The organism is Agarivorans sp. TSD2052 (genome assembly GCF_023238625.1).
Taxonomy (GTDB): domain Bacteria; phylum Pseudomonadota; class Gammaproteobacteria; order Enterobacterales; family Celerinatantimonadaceae; genus Agarivorans.
In genome coordinates, this window is sequence record NZ_CP096670.1 from 1,326,054 (window position 1) to 1,345,992 (window position 19,939).

24 protein-coding genes are annotated in these 19,939 nt (G+C 42.9%); 9 read left to right on the plus strand and 15 right to left on the minus strand.

Annotated features, from left to right (window positions below; all coding sequences use genetic code 11):
• The first annotated feature begins 56 nt into the window (after positions 1–56).
• Together lpcA and M0C34_RS05940 are read left to right on the plus strand one after the other, a co-directional pair.
• Positions 57–632 (plus strand): D-sedoheptulose 7-phosphate isomerase, encoded by a 576-nt coding sequence (gene lpcA, locus M0C34_RS05935; RefSeq protein ID WP_248714727.1) that lies wholly within the window; start codon positions 57–59, stop codon positions 630–632.
• Positions 633–672: 40 nt separating this feature from the next.
• Positions 673–1,437, plus strand: coding sequence for a class II glutamine amidotransferase (locus tag M0C34_RS05940; RefSeq protein WP_248714728.1), 765 nt, complete (start codon positions 673–675; stop codon positions 1,435–1,437).
• A 31-nt stretch (positions 1,438–1,468) separates the two neighbouring features.
• Here M0C34_RS05940 and purN read toward each other — a convergent pair whose 3' ends face one another.
• Together purN and purM are read right to left on the minus strand one after the other, a co-directional pair.
• On the minus strand, positions 1,469–2,110 hold the full coding sequence (gene purN, locus M0C34_RS05945; RefSeq protein WP_248714729.1) for a phosphoribosylglycinamide formyltransferase: 642 nt from the start codon (positions 2,108–2,110) through the stop codon (positions 1,469–1,471).
• A gap of 8 nt (positions 2,111–2,118) precedes the next feature.
• Entirely contained in the window at positions 2,119–3,159 is a 1,041-nt protein-coding gene (gene purM, locus M0C34_RS05950) for a phosphoribosylformylglycinamidine cyclo-ligase (protein WP_248714730.1), read from the minus strand.
• A gap of 173 nt (positions 3,160–3,332) precedes the next feature.
• Between purM and upp the strand changes: the two genes are divergently transcribed.
• From upp to hda, 3 genes are all read left to right on the plus strand, one after another.
• Positions 3,333–3,959 (plus strand): uracil phosphoribosyltransferase, encoded by a 627-nt coding sequence (gene upp, locus M0C34_RS05955; protein WP_248714731.1) that lies wholly within the window; start codon positions 3,333–3,335, stop codon positions 3,957–3,959.
• 45 nt (positions 3,960–4,004) lie between these two features.
• Positions 4,005–5,000 carry a DUF2066 domain-containing protein gene (locus tag M0C34_RS05960; protein ID WP_248714732.1) on the plus strand — a complete coding sequence of 332 codons (996 nt, stop codon included), beginning with the start codon at positions 4,005–4,007 and terminating at the stop codon, positions 4,998–5,000.
• 70 nt (positions 5,001–5,070) lie between these two features.
• A complete protein-coding gene (gene hda, locus M0C34_RS05965) occupies positions 5,071–5,775 on the plus strand; it encodes a DnaA inactivator Hda (RefSeq protein WP_248714733.1) in 705 nt (234 codons plus the stop codon).
• Here hda and M0C34_RS05970 read toward each other — a convergent pair.
• The 3 genes from M0C34_RS05970 to bepA are packed head-to-tail and all read right to left on the minus strand — an operon-like array spanning position 5,772 to position 7,976.
• A complete protein-coding gene (locus M0C34_RS05970) occupies positions 5,772–6,167 on the minus strand; it encodes a DUF2069 domain-containing protein (protein ID WP_248714734.1) in 396 nt (131 codons plus the stop codon). The two genes, hda and M0C34_RS05970, sit on opposite strands and share 4 nt — an antisense overlap.
• A complete protein-coding gene (arsC, locus tag M0C34_RS05975; RefSeq protein WP_248714735.1) occupies positions 6,160–6,510 on the minus strand; it encodes an arsenate reductase (glutaredoxin) in 351 nt (116 codons plus the stop codon). The genes M0C34_RS05970 and arsC overlap by 8 nt, the downstream gene beginning before the upstream one ends.
• A 23-nt stretch (positions 6,511–6,533) precedes the next feature.
• Positions 6,534–7,976 (minus strand): beta-barrel assembly-enhancing protease, encoded by a 1,443-nt coding sequence (gene bepA / locus M0C34_RS05980; protein WP_248714736.1) that lies wholly within the window; start codon positions 7,974–7,976, stop codon positions 6,534–6,536.
• 126 nt (positions 7,977–8,102) lie between these two features.
• Here bepA and M0C34_RS05985 point away from each other — a divergent pair, with 126 nt between their 5' ends.
• Positions 8,103–8,330: a sulfurtransferase TusA family protein gene (locus M0C34_RS05985; protein WP_248714737.1), complete on the plus strand. Its 228-nt coding sequence runs from the start codon at positions 8,103–8,105 to the stop codon at positions 8,328–8,330.
• A 10-nt stretch (positions 8,331–8,340) separates the two neighbouring features.
• Positions 8,341–9,417 (plus strand): AI-2E family transporter, encoded by a 1,077-nt coding sequence (locus M0C34_RS05990; RefSeq protein WP_248714738.1) that lies wholly within the window; start codon positions 8,341–8,343, stop codon positions 9,415–9,417.
• Positions 9,418–9,429: 12 nt separating this feature from the next.
• Here the strand turns inward: M0C34_RS05990 and bcp are convergent, their stop codons facing one another.
• Both bcp and M0C34_RS06000 read right to left on the minus strand, forming a co-directional pair.
• Entirely contained in the window at positions 9,430–9,894 is a 465-nt protein-coding gene (gene bcp / locus M0C34_RS05995; protein WP_248714739.1) for a thioredoxin-dependent thiol peroxidase, read from the minus strand.
• 16 nt (positions 9,895–9,910) lie between these two features.
• Positions 9,911–10,438: a glycine cleavage system transcriptional repressor gene (locus M0C34_RS06000; RefSeq protein WP_248714740.1), complete on the minus strand. Its 528-nt coding sequence runs from the start codon at positions 10,436–10,438 to the stop codon at positions 9,911–9,913.
• Positions 10,439–10,723: 285 nt separating this feature from the next.
• Between M0C34_RS06000 and bamC the strand changes: the two genes are divergently transcribed.
• Complete coding sequence (bamC, locus tag M0C34_RS06005; RefSeq protein WP_248714741.1) at positions 10,724–11,854, plus strand: outer membrane protein assembly factor BamC; 1,131 nt, start codon at positions 10,724–10,726, stop codon at positions 11,852–11,854.
• Between the two features lie 275 nt (positions 11,855–12,129).
• The gene (locus M0C34_RS06010; RefSeq protein WP_248714742.1) at positions 12,130–12,528 is read left to right on the plus strand and encodes a hypothetical protein; all 399 of its coding nucleotides are present in this window, start codon (positions 12,130–12,132) and stop codon (positions 12,526–12,528) included.
• 176 nt (positions 12,529–12,704) lie between these two features.
• On the opposite strand, the gene M0C34_RS06015 is transcribed toward M0C34_RS06010, so the two are convergent.
• From M0C34_RS06015 to cysK, 8 genes are all read right to left on the minus strand, one after another.
• The gene (locus M0C34_RS06015) at positions 12,705–13,406 is read right to left on the minus strand and encodes a hypothetical protein (protein ID WP_248714743.1); all 702 of its coding nucleotides are present in this window, start codon (positions 13,404–13,406) and stop codon (positions 12,705–12,707) included.
• A complete protein-coding gene (locus M0C34_RS06020; protein WP_248714744.1) occupies positions 13,406–14,089 on the minus strand; it encodes a M15 family metallopeptidase in 684 nt (227 codons plus the stop codon). Before M0C34_RS06020 ends, M0C34_RS06015 begins: the two co-directional genes overlap by 1 nt.
• Positions 14,090–14,094: 5 nt before the next feature.
• Positions 14,095–15,240, minus strand: a complete 1,146-nt coding sequence (dapE, locus tag M0C34_RS06025; protein ID WP_248715603.1) for a succinyl-diaminopimelate desuccinylase — start codon at positions 15,238–15,240, stop codon at positions 14,095–14,097.
• Positions 15,237–15,602 (minus strand): ArsC family reductase, encoded by a 366-nt coding sequence (locus M0C34_RS06030; protein ID WP_248714745.1) that lies wholly within the window; start codon positions 15,600–15,602, stop codon positions 15,237–15,239. The genes dapE and M0C34_RS06030 overlap by 4 nt, the downstream gene beginning before the upstream one ends.
• A gap of 154 nt (positions 15,603–15,756) precedes the next feature.
• On the minus strand, positions 15,757–16,266 hold the full coding sequence (gene crr / locus M0C34_RS06035; protein WP_248714746.1) for a PTS glucose transporter subunit IIA: 510 nt from the start codon (positions 16,264–16,266) through the stop codon (positions 15,757–15,759).
• 44 nt (positions 16,267–16,310) lie between these two features.
• Positions 16,311–18,038, minus strand: coding sequence for a phosphoenolpyruvate-protein phosphotransferase PtsI (ptsI, locus tag M0C34_RS06040; RefSeq protein ID WP_248714747.1), 1,728 nt, complete (start codon positions 18,036–18,038; stop codon positions 16,311–16,313).
• Positions 18,039–18,084: 46 nt separating this feature from the next.
• Positions 18,085–18,342 carry an HPr family phosphocarrier protein gene (locus tag M0C34_RS06045; protein ID WP_248714748.1) on the minus strand — a complete coding sequence of 86 codons (258 nt, stop codon included), beginning with the start codon at positions 18,340–18,342 and terminating at the stop codon, positions 18,085–18,087.
• Positions 18,343–18,759: 417 nt separating this feature from the next.
• A complete protein-coding gene (gene cysK, locus M0C34_RS06050) occupies positions 18,760–19,728 on the minus strand; it encodes a cysteine synthase A (protein ID WP_248714749.1) in 969 nt (322 codons plus the stop codon).
• Positions 19,729–19,939: the final 211 nt, after the last annotated feature.

Below are 19,939 nucleotides of genomic sequence, written 5' to 3' on the forward strand. Positions count from 1 at the left end.
GTGAAAAATTGGTATAGTGTTCGACTATTAAGCCTTGCCTTAAAAAGGATAAATTAATGAAAAATTTGATTGTTGACGAGTTACAAGAAGCGGCCAAGGTGCTATCTGCATTTATAGCCGATGACACGAATATTAACGCGATTGAGCAAGCCGCTCGTTTATTAGCAGACACTTTTAAACAGCAAGGTAAGGTTTTAGCTTGTGGTAATGGTGGGTCGCATTGTGATGCTATGCATTTTGCGGAAGAGCTGACAGGGCGTTACCGCGAAGATCGTCCCGCCTATCCAGCCATTGCTATTTCTGACCCTAGTCATATATCTTGTGTCAGTAACGATTATGGCTACGAGTTTGTGTTTTCTCGTTACATCGAAGGTTTAGGGCAAGCTGGTGATGTTTTGTTTGGTATTAGTACTAGTGGTAACTCAGGCAATATCATTAAAGCGATTGAAGCGGCCAAAGCAAAAGGTATGAAAGTCATTATTTTGTCAGGTAAAGATGGCGGTAAAATGGCTGGCCTGGCTGATGTGGAAATTAGAGTTCCACATTTTGGCTTTGCTGATCGAATTCAAGAGATTCACATTAAGGTGATTCATATCTTGATTCAATTAATTGAAAAATACATGGCTGAATAAATCAGTATCTCACCCCAAAAGTAAACTAGCGAGTTGTGGTATGTGTGAATTATTGGGAATGAGTGCGAATGTTCCTACCGATATTTGTTTCTCTTTCACCGGCCTAGTGCAACGTGGTGGAGTGACTGGACCACATGTAGATGGTTGGGGGATCACCTTTTATGAAGGGAAGGGCTGTCGTAGCTTTAAAGATCCTGCTCCAAGCTGTGAGTCTAAAATTGCCGAATTAGTGCAAGCTTTTCCGATTAAAAGCCAAGCGGTAATTGGCCATATACGTCAAGCTAATCGTGGTTGCGTTTCGTTAGAGAATACTCACCCTTTTACCCGTGAATTATGGGGCCAAAATTGGACTTACGCACATAACGGCCAACTAAAAGCTTATAAACAGTTAGATACTGGATTCTATAAGCCGATAGGCGCTACCGATAGCGAGCGGGCTTTCTGTTGGATTTTGGAGCAACTTAGGCTTAAATATCCACGTAAACCAAGCAACATGAAAGCGATGTTTAAGTATGTAGCTAGCCTAGCAGATCAGTTACGAGAAAAAGGTGTGTTCAATATGCTATTGAGTAACGGTGAATTTGTGATGGCCTATTGCTCAACTAATTTACATTGGATTACTCGCCGTGCGCCTTTTGGTGAAGCACAATTGGCTGATGCTGATGTGACCATCGATTTTTGTAAAGAAACAACCCCTAATGATGTTGTTACCATGATTGCTACCCAGCCTTTAACCAATAATGAGCATTGGCAAAAAATTGCCAGTGGTAGTTATGTATTGTTTAAGGACGGAGAGTTACAGTAGTTAAACGTAAAAAAGCGCCTAGGCGCTTTTTTTAATTGCTAGCGTAACCGCTACTGGGCAGTTGTCGTCCGTCGAGTAGGGCGACGTCGCCGTCCATCGATAAACGCTGCTCCATGAACCAGTTAATGACCATAGGGTAAATAGCGTGCTCTTGGACTAGCACCCTTGCCGCGAGGTCTTCAGCGGTATCTTCTTCGAAGACAGGCACTTTTGCTTGCAATACTACTGGGCCACCATCTAACTCAGCAGTGACAAAGTGCACGCTACAACCGTGTTCTTGATCGTTGGCTTCTATGGCCCGCTGGTGAGTATGTAAGCCTTGGTACTTAGGCAATAATGAAGGGTGAATATTAAGCATTTTTCCGCTAAAGCGTTCCACAAAAGCTGGGCTTAGGATGCGCATAAAGCCGGCCATAACGATTAAATCCGCTTGCTGTTGTTCAATGACTTCTGCTAAGGCGAGATCGTAGCTGTTGCGGTCGCTATATTCTTTAGGGTTTACAACTACCGTGTTAATTGCTGCCTGTTGCGCTCGCTCAAGGCCGAATGCATCGGCCTTGTTGCTGATAACAGCGGCGATAGAGGCGTTAATACGCCCCTCTTTACAGGCATCAATAATGGCTTGCAGGTTAGTCCCTGAACCTGATATCAATACAACAATGTTGCGCGCCATTAGCTATCCTATTTAAACTCTACTTGACCTTCACCGGCAGCTACATCTTCAATGTGGCCAATTTTCCAGGCTGTTTCGCCGTGCTCTGTCAATAAGGCAAGTGCAGCGTTTACTTCAGCTTCAGGTAAAGCAATCACCATGCCTACACCACAGTTAAAGGTGCGGTACATTTCTTCGCGCTCAACATTGCCATTTTTTTGTAGCCAGTTGAATACTTCAGGCCATTGCCAGCTGTTTTCGTCAACCACTGCTTTGGCGCCAGCAGGTAATACGCGAGGAATGTTCTCCCAGAAACCACCACCAGTGATGTGTGATAAAGCGTGTACTTCACATTGCTTAAGTAGCGCTAATACTGATTTAACGTAGATTTTGGTTGGAGTGAGCAAGGTCTCACCTAACGTACTGTTACCTAAAGCTTGTTTAGGATCTGCATTTGATACTTCAAGAATTTTACGAACTAAAGAGTAACCATTTGAGTGAGGGCCACTTGATGCAAGTGCGATAAGTGCATCACCGGCAGCTACTTTAGTACCATCAATGATGTCAGCTTTTTCAACAACGCCCACACAGAAACCCGCTATGTCGTAGTCGTCACCATGGTACATGCCTGGCATTTCAGCGGTTTCACCACCAATCAGTGCACAACCTGATTGCTCACAACCTTGACCGATACCTTTAACTACATCAGCGGCAGTATCTACGTCGAGTTTACCGGTTGCATAGTAATCTAGGAAGAATAAGGGCTCGGCACCTTGGACAATAAGGTCGTTTACACACATGGCGACTAAGTCGATACCCACGGTGTCGTGTTTTTCCAAATCTAATGCAAGGCGTAATTTAGTCCCTACACCATCGGTGCCAGCAACTAATACAGGTTCTTTGTAGCCAGTCGGCAATTGACAAAGTGCACCAAAGCCTCCTAGTCCACCCATTACTTCAGGGCGCTGCGTACGTTTACTTACACTTTTAATACGTTCTACTAATGCATTACCAGCTTCGATATCAACGCCAGCATCTTTATAACTTAAAGGAGTGTTTGGTTTAGTCACGGGATTACCTTGCAACGAACATGGAAAAAAATTTCGCGACATTTTAGCAGTGTTCGCGTCGCTGGAACAGTAATAAACGATAACTAAGACATTTTGTTGATTTTTGCTAACATATCAATATCAAGCTTGGTTTACACTACCAGCTTACAAACCTGTAATTCAAAGGAATAGAGATGAAAGTTGTTGAAGTAAAACATCCTTTAGTGCGTCACAAAATTGGCTTAATGCGCGAAGCAGATATCAGTACTAAGCGTTTTCGAGAGCTCGCTCGCGAAGTTTCTAGCTTACTTACCTATGAAGCCACCGCTAATTTGGACGTTGAGCAAGTCACTATCAACGGCTGGAACGGTCCAGTGACTATTGACCAAATTAAAGGTAAAAAAGCCACTGTAGTGCCTATTTTACGTGCGGGATTGGGAATGATGGACGGTGTGTTAGAGCACATGCCTTCAGCGAAGACCAGTGTTGTTGGTATTTACCGTGATGAAGAAACCTTAGAACCGGTGCCTTATTTCCATAAGCTGGTCGGTCAGATTGAAGAACGTTTAGCCTTAGTCGTAGACCCCATGTTAGCTACCGGTGGCTCGATGATCGCCACCATCGATTTGCTAAAAGAACAAGGCTGTAAAGATATTGTGGTTTTAGTATTGGTAGCGGCACCTGAAGGATTAAAGGCCTTAGAAGCTGCACACCCCGATTTGGTCTTGTATACTGCATCAATTGATGAAAAGCTAAATGAGCAGGGTTACATCCTTCCGGGGTTGGGCGATGCGGGTGACAAGATATTCGGAACCAAATAATTTAGTGTGAATGTCTGTATATAATGGTTTATCTGGGAGAGTGTAGTGATTAAAAAGTGGTTGTTGGGACTTGTTATAGCCCTGGTATTATTACCAGTACAGGCTGCGCAGCAAAACGATTTATACCGAATTGAAGCGGCGGCAAACGGTACTAATAAAGAAGACCAACAACAGGCTTTTGAACTATTGTTGCTGCGCTTAACTGGAGACAGTTCGAGTAAATCGAACCCGCTAGTGGCTAAGGCTAAAGCGAATATAGACCCTTATATTCAACAGTTTTCTTATCGTGACCAGAAAATCTCTGTGTTGTTTAATGAAGCTAAGGTTAATCAACTATTGATGCAAGCTCAGTTGCGACTATGGGGCAAACAACGTCCCAATATCGTGTTGTGGTACGCTAACGAGCAAGATTTTAATCGACAGTTATTAGCTGACAGTGATCAACAAGATTGGTTACAAAACGCCAGAGAACAAGCCGAATTGCTTGGTTTGCCTATCCGTTTACCGGTTATGGATCTTGAGGATAGCATGGCGCTGAGCGTAAACGATGTATGGGGGGGATTTGATGGCCCAGTGTATCGAGCCAGTGAGCGTTATTCTGCTCCTCTTATTCTTAGTTTTCGTCAATACCCACAAGGAAGTCATTGGCAAATCCAGTGGCGCTTATTAGATAGTAATGCGCAAACCCAGTTAGACTCAGGCGTGGTTCAGGGGACTTTAGCTGAAGTATCGACCTCTGCTATTAGCGCGGTCACTGAGAAGTTAGCTGAGCGCTACGGAGTGATGCTTGGGGAGAATGCTGATGAGGCGATATTAGTTAGCTTTGCTAATATCACCACGATCAGCCAATCTGTTGAGCTAGAGCGTTTCCTTAACCAGCAGCCCAGCGTTGCTAGTATCATGTTGCACAAGGTGCAACATGATGTATTTACCTTTGAAGTTCAGTTACTGAGTCCTTGGCAAGACTTAAAGTCTTCGTTGGATATTGCCCCACGCTTTCAAGCTGACGAAACGAAAGCAAAGTACTATTATTTCCAATAGCAAAAATTTCTCATCTTCTTAGTGAGCTGGTACAATAACGCAAGTTTTGTATCGGCTTTGATTTATTACATTGAGTTTTTCTCCACAATTATCACTCCCAGTGCATTTACCTGATGATGAAACCTTGGTTAGTTTCTACCCCGGCGATAATCAGCAGCTATTGAATGCTTTGCGTAATCTTGCCTTAGATAAAGGCGAGCGGATGTTATATCTTTGGGGGGGAGAGGGTAGCGGTCGAACTCATTTATTGCACGCCAGTTGTACCGAGATGGCAGATGTTGGATCTGCAAGTGCTTACTTACCTCTAGACTTGCATGAGGCAATGTCTCCGCAAATGTTAGAAGGTTTGGAAACAATGGCCTTGGTGTGCTTAGATAACATTGATGCGATTGTTGGTATTAGCGCTTGGGAAGAAGCGATTTTTGATTTTTATAATCGCCGCAAAGAATTAGCGTCTACAACTCGTTTAATCGTGACTGCCAATGCCCCTGCTCCACAGTTATCATTTAGTTTGGCTGATCTACAGTCTAGGTTAAACTGGGGATTAACCTATAAGTTGCATGAACTCGATGATGAGCAAAAGTTGAGTGCTTTACAATTGCGTGCCGAACTTCGTGGGCTAAAGATGCCACTAGAAGTTGCCCGTTTCCTATTGAAACGCTTATCACGCGATATGCCAACCTTATTAAATAAGCTAGACGTACTCGACCAAGCGAGCATTACGGCACAGCGTAAGCTGACTGTGCCATTTGTTAAAGAAATACTCGATATTTAGTCTGACTGTTTATCTTTTCGTTTTTTTAAACCAATACCCAGCTCTTTCCCTCGTTGTTTGGCATAGCTTAAGCCAAACCAAAATGCGGCTAAAACCAACACTAATTCAATGGCTGCAAGCCAGCGTTCTTCAACTGAAACCACCAATAAGGTGGTGCTGTGCAATACATAAAGTAGCAGGATAAAACAGGACCAAGCGTATGTGTAAGGCTTGCCGGTTAAGATCCCTTGTAAAGGAAACAACAAGGGCAACACCCAAAATACCAGCATTAATATGACGCTTATTTCAGCGGGCGGTGATAACCATAAATGCCATAGTAATACCCATATAAGTAAGGCTAGATAACTAGCCTTTGCCAAATTTAATAGCTGAGGTGTGGAAAGCTTAGACAATCTCAAGTACCTGCTCTGGTGGGCGGCCAATTCGTGCTTGCCCTTGGTTAATCACAATAGGGCGTTCAATAAGCTTAGGGTTTGCGTGCATTGCTGCTATTAGCTGTTCTGAACTTAGCGCGCTATCAGCCAAGTTGAGTTCTTTGTAGATATCTTCTTTAGTACGCATCAGCTGGCGAGGCTCTAGCTGTAACATAGATAAGATATTGCTAATCTCTGTTTCACTGGGTGGGGTGTTTAGGTATAAGACGACTTCTGGCTCAATGCCTTTATCTTGTAAAAGTTGCAAAGTTTGGCGGCTCTTTGAGCAGCGCGGATTATGTAATATGCTTACATTAGCCATGTTTGTTCCTTAATGAGTTTGCTTTAGTTAAGAGCTTCTAATTCTTGCTCTGCGTATTTAAACTGTTCAATTCTCGCTTGAATACGCGCTTGCTCTAGATTGTTTTTTGTTAAATTGAAAGCGCTATGTAGTTCGTCAATCGCTCGTCGATAATCTGAATGTAGGGATAAATACTCCGCTTGGGCGGTGTGACTGGCTGCCATATTATTCAATCTACGTTGGGTTCGGCTTAACTCTCCCCAAGCTAGCGCATCATTCGGTTTGTTACGTAAGTATCGGTCTAGTAATTTAGCTGATTCTTCAAACTTACCATCTTCGCTTAGGGCATGTGATAGGTTTAATATAATCACTTGGTTATCCGGATAGCGAGGTTGAGCTTCTTTTAAACGACTAATTGCTTTTTCATAGTGTTTTTGCGCCACATCAAGGTCTGTCAGGGTGTCCAACAAAAACAGGTTATCTGGGTGACGCTTTACCAAACCGTCAATAATAGCGTGTGACTTTTGGTATTCGCCTAAGCCAAACAATGCCAGGGCCTTACCGTAAAAAGCCGCGTCTTCAATGCGGTATTCTTTGCGGGTAATTTGTTGCTGGTAATAATCTAAAGCCTCTTTGGGGTTTAGGGTTCCGTGACGGACAATAATTCTGGATTTGGCAAGCTGGAATGATAACGATGGCGCTATAAAACGGTGCGGATATTGATTGGCGCGCGCACGGGCTTCGCTTACTCGAGTCTCAGGTAGTGGGTGAGTAATGAGCATTTGAGGTGGCTTACTGGCGTATCGATATTTCTCGGACAGTTTACCGAAAAAACTGCCCATACCGCTGGGGTCATATCCGGCATTGGCTAGTGTTCTTAAGCCTATTCGGTCTGCTTCAAATTCGTTAGCTCGGGTATAGTTAATCGAGTTTTGAACACCTGCGGCCATCGTAGCCTGTAGTGCTGCAATACCTGCTATGGGGTTAGCTAAGCCCAACAACAGTGAACCCAACATACCTGCCATTGATAAGTTTTGCGCTGCGGCTTGGTTTTCGATACTACGGGCGATATGACGCTGAGTCACGTGGGCAATCTCGTGAGCAATCACCGAGGCGAATTCACTTTCAGTCGCAGCGTAGAGAAACAAACCGGTATGAATTTTCACATAACCACCAAGAAAGGCCGCAGCATTGATTTCGTTATCGGTCACTAAAAAGAAGTTAAATGGTGTGCGCACTTGGTCTGCTTTAGCGACCAACTGATTACCTAATTCGCTAATATATTCTGATAACACCGGATCATTGGTCATACGGTGGCTCGCTCGAATAATTCGCATGTAAGCTTCGCCGTAAATAACCTCTTTGTCTATCGATAGAGCAGACGCACCAGCAGTACCTATTTCAGGTAATTGGTTGTTGGCTGACATCAGTGGAGCATAACTAACTAGCATACTAGCTAAAAAAAGTTGAGCGAGGCGCGTCATCATTTTCCATTTTCATTAGATTAGTATCGCGAGAATACCCCGATTTAGCTTGTTATTCAAAAGCTATAAATTGAGTCCTTACCCATAGACTGTAATAATAGCTTTGGTTTTTTATGGTAATGAATATTAATGCTTTACATAGATTTCGAAAAACATTGTTGTCCAACGCCCTTATTAGAAAGTAAGCTGTGGTTAAAACAGGCTAAATCGGGTGAACAGCTGCAACTACTATTAGGTGATGCTGGCTCGCGCAGTGATATTCCTAAGTATTTTCAGCGCCTAGGTCATCGGGTCGTTATCAATCAAGAATTAGGTGGCTTTCTCGTCACTATTACCGTTCGTTCGCTTAAGGAATAAAGCAGCAATTATGTTTAAAGTGATCTCTCGTTGGTATCAACGGATGTTTTCCGACCCAGAAGCCGTAGCTATGGCTTTGGTGTTGGTGATAGGGTTTGTTTCATTGTACTTTCTCGGCGATTTATTAGCGCCATTACTTATTGCTTTAGTACTTGCATATTTACTTGATTGGCCAGTAAGTTTTTTAGCAAGCCATGGCTTTAAACGAGGCTTGGCTAGTGCTGTAGTACTATTGGTATTTTTTCTTATCGCGACGTTTACGGTACTTAGAGTATTGCCTACGGTATGGGGGCAGGGAATGAATTTAATTGCTGAATACCCCGTTATGCTAAACAGTAGTCAGCAATGGTTGGAGCAACTGCCTCAGCAGTACCCCGAGTTTATTGATGGCGCATTAGTTGAAAGTGTCGTTGATAACGTTAGAACTCGCTTAATGGGAGTTGGCGAGCAAATGTTGCAGTCTTCCTTCGCATCTATCGTCAATTTAGCGACGGTCATGGTGTATAGCGTATTAGTGCCATTAATGGTGTTCTTTATGCTTAGCGACAAAACATTGCTGATCAATAGCGTGACGCGATTTTTGCCCAATGACCGACGTTTACTGACTCAGGTTTGGTCGGAAATGAATGGTCAGGTGATAAATTATATTCGAGGTAAGGCGATAGAAATATTGGTTGTCGGTGGAACCAGCTATATCGTATTTGCGGTAATGGATTTACGTTATTCTGCATTGCTTGGAGTACTCGTTGGGCTGTCGGTACTGATACCTTTTATCGGGGCTTTTGCTGTGACTATACCTGTAGCCATGGTTGGCCTATTTCAATGGGGCTTAAGCCCTCAATTTGGTTATTTAATCTTAGCCTATGGCATCATTCAGATGATCGACGGCAATGTATTAGTTCCAGTGCTATTTTCTGAAGCAGTTAACCTTCACCCCTTAGCTATTATTGTCGCGGTATTAGTGTTTGGTGGGTTATGGGGGTTTTGGGGAGTGTTTTTCGCTATTCCTTTAGCCACTTTAGTAAAAGCGGTTATGAACGCCTGGCCGCATGGTGAAAAGGCTGAAGAAGAGCTTCCTCAGCCTTAAAGGCGTTGAGTATTAACCCGCTAAATAGTCGAGCACCACTTGGTGGTGCTCTTTCGTTTTAAATTTGTCGAACACGTGCTCAATGACACCTTGTTCGTTAATTAAAAAACTGATGCGGTGAATACCGTCGTACTCTTTACCCATGAATTTTTTCAGTCCCCAAACACCAAATTGTTCGGCCACTTGGTGGTCTTCGTCCGATAATAAGTCGAAATTCAATTGGTGCTTCTCAATAAACTTGGGTAAGCGTTTTACTGGATCTGGACTTACACCAAACACGACAACATTGGCGTCAGCCAATTGTTGAATACTGTCACGCAAGCCACAAGCTTGTGTGGTACAACCTGGTGTCAAAGCCTTAGGGTAAAAATAAAACAGTACTTTTTTACCCGCATAGTCACTTAGTTTTATCCGTTTTTCATCTTGATTGGGTAAATCAAATTGCGGCGCGGCGCTACCTGCAGTAAGCGTCTTCATTATTATTCCTTATTACTCAATTAGATAAGAATTGTAGACCGAAATCTTCGCTTCCTAGTTCAATACACAATTCAGCAAATTGCTGTTCAATATCGATTGTTTGATGTTCTGGACTGAGTTTTACTTCAAATTCGGCGTGTAGCATTTCAACACTGTCTTTGCTAAATAAGTTAGACTTCAGGCTCACCATATTCATTTTGTAGTCACTAATAAACTGGGTTATTTTACTAATAACACCTGCTGTATCCGGCAACGATAATTGCAAAACGGCGGAGTGTGAATAATCGATCAATTCGTGGCGAGAAGTTTTCTTTAATACGGTGAGTAGTTGAAGTTCTTGCGCGCTTGCTGGTAGACGGTTTTCAATCTGAATGATTGCATTGTGCGAGCCTGACACAAGCATGATCAGTGTGAACTCTGAGCCAAACAAGGCCATTCTACTATCAACAATATTACAACCACAGCTAGCAACTAGTTGAGTAAGTTCATTCACAATGCCGGTGCGATTGGTGCCAAGTGCAGTAACTACTAAGTGTTGACTCATATAATATTTTTATTACATCGCTGATAGAGAACATCAGGATACTTGCTTAAAGAAGTGATTTCTAGCAGAGATAAGTGACAGTAATAGGAAAAGCTGAGTTTGTATCAAGCCCTGATGGTTTTCACCTTGTGTTTATTAAAGTGGCTGAGTAGTATAACGGCCTTACTCTGGACAGCTTTCGCAGGTCGAAGCTGAGTGCCAGTTCAACAGTTTTGTTTGTAAATGTAGTGAGATATGCAACTAGTTTCTTTTCCAACCATTAAGCTCGCATTCTTGAGTGTTCTTGTGACAACTCTTATGGCCTGCTCAGATAGCGCAGTTAAACACCGTCAAGCAGAGCGCGACTTCGATTACCTTGACGTTGCTCAGGTTGAACCTTTAGTTATCCCTGAGGGGGTTAAGCCACCGAATACCAGTAACGAATTCAATATACCCAGCCCTCAGCCAGACGGCGAGCCTTTGTTAGGCGGTGCTGTTGATGTTCGCTCACCGGTACAGATTATTCCGTTAATTGCTGGAAGTAGAACCGAAAAAACAGATAAAGGATTGGTCTTTTGGTTTGACATATTACAATCAGAAACTGCTGAAGAAACCAGTGAAACTATAATGCAACTGGTGACGGATTATATTACTTATCGCAATTCATCGGTTGATGAGCGTAATGATGAGCAAGCTAAAATAGCGTCGAATTGGTTGATTGATGAAGAAGTCATCGAGGGTGGTTGGTTTACGCGTGATAAAACACTGGAACAGCGACAAAAGTTTACTTACCAAATCGACGTTAAACCACATGGCCGTACAGCGGGCTTAACGGTGGATTTTGTCGATGCAGAAATGTATCGAGACGGCAGCGATTTGCCATTGCAACTGGATGAGTTTGATAAAGAGCGTTTGGCAATTGTAGAGCTAAACCGTTTGATTGGTTATGTTAGTGAGCGTCGAGAGGCTTTAGAGGCTGAGTTAGTTGCAAAACGCGAGAGCGAACGTTTAGCCGTTATGAGTGAAGCGGAAAAAGAACAACTCTTTGATGAAACGGTCAGTTTGGTCTTGGTAGAAGACGGTGGAGCTTCATACTATAGAGCGCGTGCTAACATGGAAAAAACCATGAAACGCTTGCGTTTGGTTTTACCTATTGCTGGGTTTACTATCACTGACTACATCGAAAACTCTGGTAGTTTATTCTTAAGCTACGATCGACCTCCAGAAGACGTTTTAGAAAGTTATGGCTTAGCGAGCATGGAGTTCGAAGAAAAAGACTATTTGTTTACGGTCGGGTCAAATGGCAATGTAACCCAAATTACCCTAGCTGATGCAGAAGGGGTGATACTGAAGCCTAGTGAAGTGAAGGGCCTATATCCATATTTGGCTATTTTGATGAAGATGGGCTTAGATACTAGCGATAGTTTGTCGCGCTAGTATCATCAACCTGAACCAACATTGATAAGGTCCCAAACGGGGCCTTTTTTGTTGCTATGAAAAATGTAATAAGCTAGCTGCTTAACTCTTTAACTCCTTGTTCCATGATAATAAAATCACTCTACCGATGTAAGTAAAGCTATACTATGTTGACGACTAAAAAATGTTCGTTGAATTTTTTTGGTAGGTAAATTTATATACCTAAATAGAAGCCTGTATTTGGGTTTTAGATCCTTATGGCTTAAAGGTGTCACTTAGATAATCAGGAGATAATCATGAAAGCAATGTTAGCTGTTAGCCTATTACTGGCATTGAGTGCTTGTAGTCATAATCAAGAAATGAATACAGATAACACGATGCAAGAGCGTCCAAAGGAAAGTGTCGAAGCGAGTAACTCTAGTGCTGATAGTATCGGTGCTAACGAGGCTAGTAGTAATACTACAACAAGTGCTGTAGCCAGTAACTCTAGTGCTGACAGCATCGGCGGGAATACAGCCACCAGTGATGTGCGAATAGCGAATATAGAGCCAGAAGTTGAAGCGATGTTTGAGCAGCTAATTAAGCAAGCTGTTGCTGAAGGGAATGACCAAAAGGCGCTAAGGTTTGTACTGGATGCCGAGCAAGCTGGCTCTGTTAAAGCCAGGGACACCTATTTGGAAGCCACAAATAAGTAGCCCTTAGCACTCTAGCGGCTGGCTTAGATTGACTCCACTGTTTTTATTATTGCTATTGAACAAGGGGGACTTATCGTTGCTCTTTTTTCAATAGCTATCGACTCGCGTACAGCTCAAAGGCTAATATCATGAGTAAACTAACATGTTGTGGGCTTATTACCCCTACAAGTGCTGGATTAAGCGATAAGCTTTTGAAGGCTCAAGTTAGATATAAAGCTAAGTAAAGCGACGACGAGTAATAGCTGGGCTGGTGGTGGCGTTTTTCTAAATTGCGGAACTAACCATAGCAAGCAGGCGCTAACCAGCAACGTGGTCATAATCACAAATTGTTTAATTGACTCAACGTTGTCTACTAACTGCTGATTCAGCAGCAAGTAAATACACACTGTCATCATGCTAAGCATAGCGCTAATTAGACCGAGTAAGGGTAACAGCTTATCGAAACTACTTAGTCGGTGCTTAGCTTTCACTATTAGCCAGTGGCTAATGGCAGCACCGCTGGTGAGGAGGCTAAATAGTATTACACCATTGAGGCTGATTAGCGTCGCGGCAACCACCAGTAGAGGTGCGCCCATTCCCCACCAAGTCATCAGGGGCAGGCTCCGTTTGTGTTTAAGCTTATTCAGTCGATAGCTTAACCCCCAGCCAATCAATGCGCTGGCAAACACCAACACTACTAACCAACTGTCTTGCTGGCTTTCAAAGCCGCTTAATCCGGCTAAGGTAATAAAACTCACTAAGGTACTTATTTGGCGTTGAATTCTGCCTTTCTGGCCGGGGCATAGTTCGCCTTTATGCAGAATTAACATGATGAGTAAAAACGCGATAGATGAGCTGCCGACCAGGCTAACGAATAAAATTGAGTACAAACTTGGCATTAACTCTCCGGTAAACAAATGTTGGTAACATACTGGTTGAATAGTTGATCAATGTGTTTTTCGATAGTGGCGAAGCCTGCAACATTGGCGGCTTTTAAGTGGGAAAGTACTGCTTGCGGCTCAAGCTGGCTAATTAACATTGAGCTGGTCTGCCAATGGCTTAAATGCCAAGGCTCGAACTCCACCCCTCCCTGAAAATGGTGGTAGGGGTAGAAAAAACCATGCTGAGGAGCGTGTTGCTCTAACCATAAAGCAAAGGGGTGCTGGCACCCATTAGCAGCATACTCTTGGGGGATAAGTTCAAGTGATTGATCCGGCTTGAGTAAGCTTGGGTCGTACAAATCAAAGTCGCACCCCCAGTGGTGGCGACTTGCTCCGGGTAGTGCCGACCAGCGTAAAATAGCATGCATTTTTTGCTGCTTACTAAGCGTAGAGGTATCAATTTGCTTACTATCAGCATCGAGTACCGGACGAAGCCCATTCCATTTATTGTTCCAAATAGTCAGTTGTCGCTGAAAGTCTCGGTATCCGCTAAAAATGGATAATTGGAAACCGGCCTGTTTAGCAGCAGCGCGCAAGTTTTCTAAATCAGCCAGCACCTCTCTATGCACCCAACCGAGATTAGGAACATTGAGCAGTAAGTCTTTACTTAGCCCGTACAGGGCTAATTGATTAACTGGCATGCCGATTACTGTCCAAGTACGTTCACCAATAGTTCGTAGTACATATCGGTCAGCTGTTCTAGATCGGCTACCTTCACGCACTCGTTTACTTTATGGATAGTGGCATTAATAGGCCCTAATTCAACTACTTGGGTACCCATTTTGGCAATGAATCGACCATCTGAAGTACCGCCTGTAGTGAGTAATTCAGGGGCTGTTTTAGCCACTTTGGTCACTGCAGCGCTAACCGCACTAAGAAAGTCGCCTTCTTCAGTTAAAAAAGGTTGGCCGTTGTAGGTCCAGTCCAATTGATAATCTAAGCCATGGCTATCAAAGATGTTATGTACTCGTTTAACAATGTCTTGATCGCTAAGTTCAGTGGAGTAGCGGAAATTAAACTGAACATCTAGCTCACCAGGTATTACATTAGAGGCACCCGTTCCAGAGTGTATATTCGCTATCTGAAAACTAGTGGGAGGGAAAAACTGATTGCCATTATCCCAATGCATTGCTGCTAGCTCGGCTAAGGCAGGAGCGGCGTCATGAATCGGGTTTTTCGCGAGATGCGGGTAGGCGACATGACCTTGCATACCCTTCACGACGAGATCGCCGGTGAGTGACCCTCTGCGACCATTTTTAACTACATCGCCAACGCGGTGGGTAGAAGAGGGTTCTCCTACTAAACACATATCAATAATTTCATTTCGGGCCATTAAAGTATCAACCACACGAGTGGTACCGTTAATAAACGGCCCCTCCTCGTCAGAGGTGATCAGAAATGCGATAGAGCCTTTATGGTTTGGATAATCAGCGACAAAGCGTTCAGTAGCGACCACCATAGCAGCTAAAGAACCTTTCATATCTGCAGCGCCACGACCATGCAATACGCCATCGATAACGGTTGGCTCAAAAGGGGGAGTGTGCCATTTTTCTACAGGACCAGGCGGCACTACATCGGTATGTCCAGCAAAACAAAACAGTGGGCTGGTTTTACCTTTGCGGGCCCACATATTAGTGGTGTCTTCAAATACCATTTCTTCGATATTGAAACCCACAGGGCTCAAGCGTTCGGCCATTAGTTTTTGACAATCGTAATCTTCAGGCGTCACTGATGGTCGGCTTATGAGATCTTTGGCTAGATTTAACACTGGGCTATCAGACATGTGTTTTATGCTTCCGGAAAAAAGAGTTGTTGGTAGAGCTCGGCTTTGAAACCCAGAGTGTAGTGTTGTTCAACTTGCAGCAGGGGTCGCTTAATCATCGCTGGATATTGGGCTAATAGCTCAATCGCAGCGTCCTGGTTAAGGTTTTCTTTCTGCTCATCACTAAGCTGACGATAAGTTGTGCCACGCTTGTTAAGCACTGCTTCCCAACCTAGCTGTTCACACCAACGGACAATTTGCTGTTGAGTGACGCCATCTTTACGATAGTCGTGGAAGTTAAATTCGATGTTGTGTTCGCTCAACCAACGGCGGGCTTTTTTTATTGTGTCGCAGTTGGGGATGCCGAACATGACGATATTGGTATCAGGCATGTAAATTCCCTTTGATATTTTGGCATTAGAATACCAGAGCTCAGCGAAAAGCTCATCGGTCAATTGAGTCTCGTGCGGTAATTAGTTGTAGTTAGCTGAAAAAAGACAAAAAAAACCACGCTATAAAGCGTGGTTTAGTTTATTTCTGTTGTGCTTACTTGATGATAGTAAGTACCGGCGTTTCACCAATGGTCACAGAGCCAGATTTCTTAATTAACTCTTTAATCTCATCCATATTAGAGATCACAACCGGTGTTAGAGTTGATTTAGCTTTTTCTTCAAGAACCGCTAGATCAAACTCAATAACAACATCGCCTTGTTTCACTTCTTGCCCTTCAGCGGCGATGCGAGTGAAACCTTCACCTTTAAGTTCAACAGTATCGATACCAAAGTGGACGAATAGCTCGATACCATCAGTAGACTCTAATGAAAATGCATGATTAGTTTCGAAAATTTTACCAATAGTACCGTCACATGGAGCTACCATTTTGTTGCCGCTAGGTTTAATCGCGATGCCATCACCAACAATTTTTTCAGCAAAGACTACATCTGGCACTTCTTCAATAGGAACGATTTCACCAGACAGTGGAGCAATAATATCAATACCGCTTTTACTTGAACTATCGTCAGAAACCATTTTTTTGAATTTGTCGAATAGACCCATTATCGAGCTCCTAAATTCTTATGTATTGTGTAGTTGAAGCTATCTTAGCAGACGGCATTTTGTTTAACAAAGTTATCAACTAATGTTTCTATTTCACTCGCAGTAGGCAGTGATAAAGCCTCATCAGCTAGTTTCTTCACATCAGCATAATTTGAATTGCGGATCATTTTTTTGATCCTAGGTATAGAAATGGCACTCATTGAAAATTCATCAAGACCCATACCCATTAATAATAGCGTTGCGGTTTCGTCACCGGCTAATTCTCCACACATCCCTGTCCACTTGCCCGCGGCATGTGAAGCGTCGATAACCTGTTTTATTAAGGTTAGTACCGCTGGAGACATTGGGTTGTACAGTGCTGAAATCAGTTCATTACCTCGGTCGACCGCTAAAGTATACTGAGTTAAGTCATTGGTTCCAATACTAAAGAAATCAACTTCTTTAATTAGGTGATGAGCAATAGCTGCCGCTGCTGGCGTCTCTACCATTACACCTACTTCAACTTCGTCATCGTAAGCGATGCCTTGTTGCTTAAGTTCTGCTTTTAGTGTGTCTAATACGCCGTTAAGTGTACGGATTTCCTCAACAGAAATAATCATAGGGAACATAATGCGCACTTTACCAAAGGCCGAAGCTCGAAGTAGTGCACGAAGTTGGGCATTCATAATTTCTTCACGATCAAAGAAAATACGAATTGCGCGCCAACCTAAGAATGGGTTCATTTCTTTGGGTAAGTCTAAGTAAGGAAGATCTTTGTCACCACCGATATCCATAGTACGGATAATCACCGGATGGCCTTGCATAGACTCTACTACAGCTTTGTAAGCTTCAAATTGTTCTTCTTCAGTCGGCAGTGAATCACGGTCCATAAATAAGAATTCAGTACGGTATAAGCCCACACCTTCAGAACCGTTGCGGTGAGCACCATCGACGTCTTTGATGGTACCAATATTGGCACATACTTCCACTTGGTGGCCATCTAAAGAAATAGCGGGTAAATCTTTTAGTTTGGCTAACTCGGCTTTTTCATCTAAATAAGCTTGCTGGCGCTGTTTGTAGGTATTGAGTTGCTCTTCGCTTGGGTTAATAACCACTTCGTTGTTGATTGCGTCTAGCGCAATGATGTCACCGTTTTTAACGCGCTTAGTGATATCGTTAGTACCCACAATCGCAGGCAACTCAAGAGAGCGAGCCATGATAGAAGTATGCGATGTTCGGCCACCGATATCGGTAACAAAACCTAATACTTTATCTAGATTAATTTGAGCGGTTTCAGAAGGCGTTAGATCGTTAGCCACCAATACAACTTCTTCGGTAATGGTGCTCAAAGAAATAATGTCTATGCCAAGGATGTTTTTGACTAAGCGAGAACCGATATCGCGAAAATCAGTGGCACGCTCTTTTAAATAGGGATCATCTAACTCAGCTAGCATTTGAGCATTTTGCTCAATAATAGTATGAGCCGCATTATCCGCTGAGACTAAGTTTTCTTTGATGCAGGCTAGAATTTCTTCTTCAAGCTCTTCATCTTCTAACAGCATGATATGGCCTTCGAAGATAGCTTCTTTTTCTTCGCCGAAGGTTTTGCCTGCCATTACTTTAATTTCTTCGAGTTGAGCTGAAGTCGCACTACGGCCATCGAAAAATTGTTGAATTTCGCTGTCTACTTTACTCGCATCAATCTTAGTTTGGTTTATTACTACTTCTTGCTCCGCAAGCAATAGCGCCTTACCAAATGAAATTCCTGGGGAAGCTGGAATACCTGAAATCATAACCTACACCTATTTAGTTGAAACTCGTTTATGGGTAAAAAAAGACTTATTCGAGTTCATCCATTAGAGCGACAAGTTTTTCTACTGCAGCTGTTTCGTCATCGCCTTCAGCGCGAATAACCACACTGGTCCCTTTAGTCAGGCCAAGAGTTTGAAGTTTGAATAAGCTTTTAGCGCTAGCTGATTTGCCATTGCTTTCAACAGTGATATCACTAGCGAATGCTTTAGCTTCTTTAACAAACTGAGCTGCAGGGCGAGTATGAAGACCATTTTCTGCAGTAATTACAACACTTTTCTCAAACATGCGTACATTCCTTATTTTTTAATTTAGCCGTCTAATGCTTGATATAAGCTTAGACGTTTATTAGTAAAAGGTTTTCACCTGAAAAATAACGTAAAAAATAAAGTTAAAAATTAATCTGCGTCAACTTTTTAACCTTAATTGTACAAAGTTACCTAATATTACAAAGCTTTTTTCAGCTTAAGTTAATGAATAATATGAATTAAACTTAATTTATCGCTGTGAACAATGTATCTGTTTTGATACTTTTGGTTACATTCAGATACATTGAAAACGGTAACATTTAACGCGATGGAGTATAGTTTTTGCAAAAAAATAGCACAAGTCTATAATGTTATTTTTCGGTGAAAATAAAGTGTTGATCGCAAAAAAAAAGCGACCCGCTTAGGTCGCTCTAATGATTCGGTTTACTTATTTCATTTACTGAACGTTTTCTTGCTCAGTGAAAATATTGGCAAACAAGGCGCTTGATAAGTAACGCTCAGCAGAACTTGGCAGAATAACCACAATGGTTTTGTCTGCGTATTCAGGCTTCTCTGCAATACGGTTAGCCGCTACAACTGCCGCTCCAGAAGAAATACCAGCTAAGATACCTTCTTCTTCCATTAGACGTTGTGCCATTGAAATAGCGTCTTCATTAGTGACTTGTTCAACTACGTCAACCATCTCTAAATCAAGGTTGCCAGGAATGAAGCCTGCACCGATACCTTGAATTTTATGTGGGCCTGGTGTTAGGTCTTCACCCGCTTTTGCTTGGGCGATAACCGGAGAATCTACCGGCTCTACAGCAACGGAAGTAATGTTTTTACCTTGTTCAAGCTTAATGTAACGGCTAACACCAGTAAGTGTACCGCCTGTACCTACACCTGCTACAAACACATCAACCTCACCATCGGTATCCTCCCAGATTTCAGGACCGGTAGTTTTTTCATGGATTTCTGGATTAGCAGGGTTATCAAATTGACCGAGTAATACATATTTCTCTGGGTTGCTATCACGAATTTCTTCGGCTTTACCTATTGCGCCTTTCATACCTTTAGCGCCTTCGGTTAATACTAGGTTAGCTCCAAGCGCTTTAAGTAGCTTACGACGCTCTAGGCTCATGGTGTTAGGCATGGTTAGCGTAATCGGATAACCGCGCGATGCGGCGACAAATGCTAATGCGATACCGGTGTTACCACTGGTTGGTTCAATGATTTCTTTACCAGGGCCAAGCAAGCCTTTTTTCTCAGCATCCCATACTAGGTTTGCGCCAATGCGACACTTAACGCTGAAGCTTGGGTTGCGGCTTTCTACTTTTGCCAGTACGTTGCCTTTGCTAACGCGATTAAGGCGAACTAGGGGGGTGCGGCCAATAGTTAGTGAATTATCTTCATATATCTTGCTCATTGAAACTTCCTTTTTAGGTTTTTACGGTTGCTACAATCTAAGGCTGTTCGCGCCTTGCAACATAAATAGTCGTACTAGCATAACGCGCTTATTCATAAGGTGAAGTAACGTTTGTTTATAAGGTATGTAATTAAGAGATAAATTGAATCTATTGTAACTACTATTTAGAGGTCGTTTACGAAGATTTGTTGAGTTGAACGGTCTATATTTA

What these genes read in the sequence shown, in the direction of transcription:
- lpcA (WP_248714727.1), top strand. Translation starts at nt 57, where the DNA reads ATGAAAAATTTGATTGTTGACGAGTTACAAGAAGCGGCCAAGGTGCTA.
- M0C34_RS05940 (WP_248714728.1), top strand. Translation starts at nt 673, where the DNA reads ATGTGTGAATTATTGGGAATGAGTGCGAATGTTCCTACCGATATTTGT.
- purN (WP_248714729.1), bottom strand. Translation starts at nt 2,110, where the DNA reads ATGGCGCGCAACATTGTTGTATTGATATCAGGTTCAGGGACTAACCTG.
- upp (WP_248714731.1), top strand. Translation starts at nt 3,333, where the DNA reads ATGAAAGTTGTTGAAGTAAAACATCCTTTAGTGCGTCACAAAATTGGC.
- arsC (WP_248714735.1), bottom strand. Translation starts at nt 6,510, where the DNA reads ATGGCTAATGTAAGCATATTACATAATCCGCGCTGCTCAAAGAGCCGC.
- bepA (WP_248714736.1), bottom strand. Translation starts at nt 7,976, where the DNA reads ATGATGACGCGCCTCGCTCAACTTTTTTTAGCTAGTATGCTAGTTAGT.
- M0C34_RS05985 (WP_248714737.1), top strand. Translation starts at nt 8,103, where the DNA reads ATGCTTTACATAGATTTCGAAAAACATTGTTGTCCAACGCCCTTATTA.
- M0C34_RS05990 (WP_248714738.1), top strand. Translation starts at nt 8,341, where the DNA reads ATGTTTAAAGTGATCTCTCGTTGGTATCAACGGATGTTTTCCGACCCA.
- bcp (WP_248714739.1), bottom strand. Translation starts at nt 9,894, where the DNA reads ATGAAGACGCTTACTGCAGGTAGCGCCGCGCCGCAATTTGATTTACCC.
- M0C34_RS06000 (WP_248714740.1), bottom strand. Translation starts at nt 10,438, where the DNA reads ATGAGTCAACACTTAGTAGTTACTGCACTTGGCACCAATCGCACCGGC.
- M0C34_RS06010 (WP_248714742.1), top strand. Translation starts at nt 12,130, where the DNA reads ATGAAAGCAATGTTAGCTGTTAGCCTATTACTGGCATTGAGTGCTTGT.
- M0C34_RS06015 (WP_248714743.1), bottom strand. Translation starts at nt 13,406, where the DNA reads ATGCCAAGTTTGTACTCAATTTTATTCGTTAGCCTGGTCGGCAGCTCA.
- M0C34_RS06020 (WP_248714744.1), bottom strand. Translation starts at nt 14,089, where the DNA reads ATGCCAGTTAATCAATTAGCCCTGTACGGGCTAAGTAAAGACTTACTG.
- M0C34_RS06030 (WP_248714745.1), bottom strand. Translation starts at nt 15,602, where the DNA reads ATGCCTGATACCAATATCGTCATGTTCGGCATCCCCAACTGCGACACA.
- crr (WP_248714746.1), bottom strand. Translation starts at nt 16,266, where the DNA reads ATGGGTCTATTCGACAAATTCAAAAAAATGGTTTCTGACGATAGTTCA.
- ptsI (WP_248714747.1), bottom strand. Translation starts at nt 18,038, where the DNA reads ATGATTTCAGGTATTCCAGCTTCCCCAGGAATTTCATTTGGTAAGGCG.
- M0C34_RS06045 (WP_248714748.1), bottom strand. Translation starts at nt 18,342, where the DNA reads ATGTTTGAGAAAAGTGTTGTAATTACTGCAGAAAATGGTCTTCATACT.
- cysK (WP_248714749.1), bottom strand. Translation starts at nt 19,728, where the DNA reads ATGAGCAAGATATATGAAGATAATTCACTAACTATTGGCCGCACCCCC.